Annotated in this window: 4 protein-coding genes and 1 pseudogene; 3 read left to right on the top strand and 2 right to left on the bottom strand. The window is 59.4% G+C overall.

Going from position 1 to position 4,011, the window contains the following annotated elements:
* Positions 1-82 precede the first annotated feature (82 nt).
* The 3 genes from ruvC to ruvB are packed head-to-tail and all read left to right on the top strand — an operon-like array spanning position 83 to position 2,303.
* A complete protein-coding gene (gene ruvC, locus ACOVRA_RS06710) occupies positions 83-595 on the top strand; it encodes a crossover junction endodeoxyribonuclease RuvC (protein ID WP_421719608.1) in 513 nt (170 codons plus the stop codon).
* Positions 592-1,251, top strand: coding sequence for a Holliday junction branch migration protein RuvA (gene ruvA, locus ACOVRA_RS06705; protein ID WP_421719607.1), 660 nt, complete (start codon positions 592-594; stop codon positions 1,249-1,251). Before ruvC ends, ruvA begins: the two co-directional genes overlap by 4 nt.
* Entirely contained in the window at positions 1,248-2,303 is a 1,056-nt protein-coding gene (ruvB, locus tag ACOVRA_RS06700; RefSeq protein WP_421719606.1) for a Holliday junction branch migration DNA helicase RuvB, read from the top strand. The genes ruvA and ruvB overlap by 4 nt, the downstream gene beginning before the upstream one ends.
* Here the strand turns inward: ruvB and ACOVRA_RS06695 are convergent.
* Positions 2,300-3,499 carry a CaiB/BaiF CoA transferase family protein gene (locus ACOVRA_RS06695; protein WP_421719605.1) on the bottom strand — a complete coding sequence of 400 codons (1,200 nt, stop codon included), beginning with the start codon at positions 3,497-3,499 and terminating at the stop codon, positions 2,300-2,302. The genes ruvB and ACOVRA_RS06695 overlap by 4 nt on opposite strands.
* Positions 3,500-3,507: 8 nt before the next feature.
* A pseudogene (locus ACOVRA_RS06690) lies at positions 3,508-4,011 on the bottom strand (hydroxymethylglutaryl-CoA lyase); the annotation flags it as partial.

Genomic DNA, 4,011 nt, shown 5'->3' with positions numbered 1-4,011 from the left:
GCATGGCTTTGTCGTTCTGGTTATGTTCTGTTAAGGTGCTTGGGTGCACGAAGGCCTCGATTCGCTTTACGGGACGAAAGACATGTCACTTCAAACGATCCTTCTTGGCATTGACCCCGGTCTGCAACGGACCGGTTGGGGCGTGATCGCCTGCGAGGGCGCGCGCATTTCCTGGGTCGCCCATGGCGTTATCGCACCACCCACCAAATTGGCTTTGACAGAGCGTTTGGGCCAGCTTGCCATCGGCATCAAAGACGTGCTTGATTTCTACAACCCGACCGAAGCAGCGGTTGAAGAGGTTTTCATGGCGAAGAATGCGCAATCTGCCCTTTTGCTCGGCCATGCTCGTGGCGCGACCTTGTCCGTATTGGCCCAACACCGCGTGGCTGTAACCGAATATGCCACCCGCCACATCAAAAAGGCCTTAGTCGGCACAGGTGGCGCGGAAAAGGATCAGGTCGCCTTCATGGTTCGTCGTCTTTTGCCGCAGTCGGGTGCGGTTTCAGCGGACGCCGCAGACGCTTTGGCTGCTGCCATCTGCCACGCCGCAGAACGGCGCAGCCCAACCAGTCAACTGATGGCGGCGAAAGGATGATTGGATCTCTCAAAGGCTTAGTGGCAGCAACAGGCGAAGATCGCGTCCTGATCGAAGTCGGTGGCGTTGGCTATTTGGTTTTTGCGGGAACGCGGACATTGTCGCGCCTTGGCCAAGGGGCGGCCGTGCATGTGTTTATCGAGACGCAGTTGCGCGAAGACTCGCTCAAACTTTATGGCTTTTTGTCAGATGCCGAGCGGGCCTGGTTTGCTAAATTACAAGAGATTAGCGGCGTCGGTGCCAAAGTGGCGCTGTCGATTTTGGACGTGCTCTCGCCCAATCAATTGATGGAAGCCGCAGCCCTTGAAGATAAGGTCAGCATTGCACGCGCCAATGGCGTCGGGCCAAAGCTGGCGGCGCGAATTGCCACGGAGTTAAAAGGCCGCCCACCGCCAGCCAGTCTGATGGGGCAAACGGGCACCTCTGGCTTTAGTGAAGGTGGAAGTCCCGTCACTCCCGCGCCAGATGCCCCCCAAGCCCCGGTGGTCGAAGGCCCCGCTTTGGCAGATCGGTCGCAAGCCGTGTCGGCCCTTCTAAATCTTGGCATTGCCCAGCCCGAAGCGCTGCGCGCGGTTGCCCTTGCCAGCCGTAACCTTGGTGATGAGGCAAGCGTCGGCGCTTTGGTGAAAGCGGCGCTGAAGGAGATCGGCCGATGAACCAGTCGGGTGAGGGCATTGACGGCGAACGCCTCATTTCATCGGAATTGCGGGTCGGCGACACGCTCGACCGCGCGCTGCGCCCCTCTGGCTTCGACGAATTTGTCGGCCAGACCGACCTTAAAGCAAACCTCGAAATCTTCGTGCGTGCCGCCAAAGGGCGGGGCGATGCGATGGACCATTTGCTGCTGTTTGGTCCACCAGGTCTCGGCAAGACCACGCTGGCGCAGATTACGGCGCGCGAATTAGGCGTGAACCTCAAAACAACATCTGGGCCTGTCATCGCCAAAGCAGGCGACCTCGCCGCCCTTCTGACCAATCTCGAACCACGCGATGTCTTGTTTATCGACGAAATTCACCGTCTGCCCGCAGCGGTGGAGGAAATTCTCTATCCGGCGATGGAAGATTACGCGCTGGATCTGGTGATTGGCGAAGGTCCTTCGGCCCGGTCGATCCGCATTGATCTATCACCCTTTACATTGGTTGGTGCGACGACACGCGCGGGCCTATTATCAACGCCGTTGCGCGACCGATTTGGCATCGTCTCGCGCCTCGATTTTTATAGCGTGGCGGACTTGGAACTCATCCTGCGACGCGCCGCAGGAAAGCTTGGGGCACCCTTGACCCCCGATGGGGCCACCGAAATTGCACGCCGTGCTCGGGGCACCCCCCGGATCGCCATGCGCTTGTTACGCCGCGTGCGTGACTTTGCTGATGCCTTGGGCAGCCCCTTAGATGCCCAGACCGCCGCCCATGGTCTAGCCCGTCTCGATATTGATCCTGATGGGCTTGATATGCTCGACCGCCGCTATCTGCGTGCCTTGGTGGAGACTTATGGCGGTGGGCCAGTTGGTGTGGAAACGCTCGCCGCTGCCATCTCAGAAGCCCGCGACGGGGTGGAGGATGTGATTGAGCCTTATTTGATGCAGCAAGGCTTTATCATGCGCACACCGCGTGGCCGTGTGGCCGCAGCCCGGGCCTACCAGCTGTTCGGCCTGCCAGAACCCAAGGCCCCACCCCAATCAGGCCTGTTTGACGATTCAGCGCGCTAAATCACGCCCGCACGCCTGAGGGTGGCGATCTTATCGGAATCATAGCCCAGCATGTCGGTGAGGACTTCGCTGGTATGGCTACCCAGCTCCGGCCCTGTCCAGCGCACATTACCTGGTGTGCTCGATAGTTTCGGGAAGACGTTTGGCATCGGGAACGGCCCCAATTCTGGATGCTCCACCGTTACAATCGCTTCGCGGGCAGCAAAGTGGGGGTCTGCCAACATATCTGGTGCGCGATAGATGCGACCACATGGCACGCCATGGGCCTCGCACACGGCCTCTAAGTCGGTGCATGTCATCTGAAGGCTCCAGGCACTCACCAAAGCATCCAATTCGGCTTGGTTTTCACCACGCCCAACATGGGTTAAAAAGCGCGGATCATCGGCAAGTTCGGGCTGGCCCATAGCGTCGGCCAAGCGTCGCCAAACCGTGTCTTGATTGGCGGCAAGGATCAGCATCCCGTCGCTGGCCGGATAGATGTTGGACGGGGCGATCTTGGGCAGGAAAGAGCCTGTTCGCTCACGAATATAGCCGCCGAAATGATAGTCGGGCACGAGGCTCTCCATCATGGCAAAGCAGGCTTCATAAATCGCAGAATCGACGATCTGGCCGCGCCCTGTATTGCGGCGATGCTCCAGTGCTGCCAACGCGCCGATGGCGGCATAAGTCGCGGCTAAACTGTCGCCGATGGAGATGCCTGCCCGCGACGGCATGCGATCAGGCTCGCCCATCACATAGCGTAGGCCACCCATCGCCTCGCCCACACTGGCATAGCCCGCCTTGGGACTGTTGGGGCCTGTCTGGCCATAGCCGGACACGCGGATCATGATCAGACCGGGATTAATGGCCGACAAAACGTCATAGCTCAAACCCCATTTCTCCAGCGTGCCGGGGCGGAAATTTTCCAAGAGAAAGTCTGCCTCTTTGACCAAATCTTTCAAGACCGCTTGGCCTGCCTCTTGCCGCAAATCCAGCGTGATGCACTTCTTATTGCGCGCAACAATCGGGAACCAAACCCCATGGCCATCCTTCTTCACTGTGCCCCACTCGCGCAGGGGGTCACCTTGGCCGGGAGGCTCCACCTTAATGACTTCGGCACCCAGATCGCCCAAGATTTGCCCGCAGAATGGACCCGCCAACAGCACGCCCAATTCGATCACCCTCAGGCCCTTTAGGGGTCCGGTTGCTTCCGACATGGGGGCCCTCACGCGGCAGCCATTGAAGGCGGGAAATTACCGGCTTTGGTGACCATGGAAGGCAAGGGCCTGCCCATCACGTCCGTCAACCATTGTCCCGCCTCAATCATGGCATCAAGGTCGATCCCGGTTGCAACGCCAGAGCGGTGCAGCAAATAGAGTAAGTCCTCGGTCGGGATATTGCCTGTCGCCTTGGGCGCGAATGGGCAACCGCCCAGCCCGCCCAAACTGGAATCAAGCGTGACCGCGCCCGCCTCAAACGCCGCCCACGCATTGGCGAGGCCCGTGTTGCGTGTATTGTGAAAATGCGCGCGGATGGGAATGTCACCGACAACAGCTTGGACGCGCGTCACCAAGGCCTTAACTTGGCTGGGCACCGCCACGCCAATCGTATCAGCTAAACCAATTTCACGAGGGCCCGACTTGGCCAAGGCTTCGGCCATCGCAACCACATGATCGGGGTTTACTTCGCCCTCAAACGGACAGCCAAAGGCCGCCGAAATCGTGACCTG

This window comes from Aquidulcibacter sp. (genome assembly GCF_049239865.1).
GTDB lineage: Bacteria > Pseudomonadota > Alphaproteobacteria > Caulobacterales > Aquidulcibacteraceae > Aquidulcibacter.
This window is presented reverse-complemented; position numbering and strand designations above follow the sequence as displayed.

Bases quoted from the DNA above. Each gene is read 5' to 3' on its own strand.
- ruvC (WP_421719608.1), top strand. From the start codon at position 83: ATGTCACTTCAAACGATCCTTCTTGGCATTGACCCCGGTCTGCAACGG.
- ruvA (WP_421719607.1), top strand. From the start codon at position 592: ATGATTGGATCTCTCAAAGGCTTAGTGGCAGCAACAGGCGAAGATCGC.
- ruvB (WP_421719606.1), top strand. From the start codon at position 1,248: ATGAACCAGTCGGGTGAGGGCATTGACGGCGAACGCCTCATTTCATCG.
- ACOVRA_RS06695 (WP_421719605.1), bottom strand. From the start codon at position 3,499: ATGTCGGAAGCAACCGGACCCCTAAAGGGCCTGAGGGTGATCGAATTG.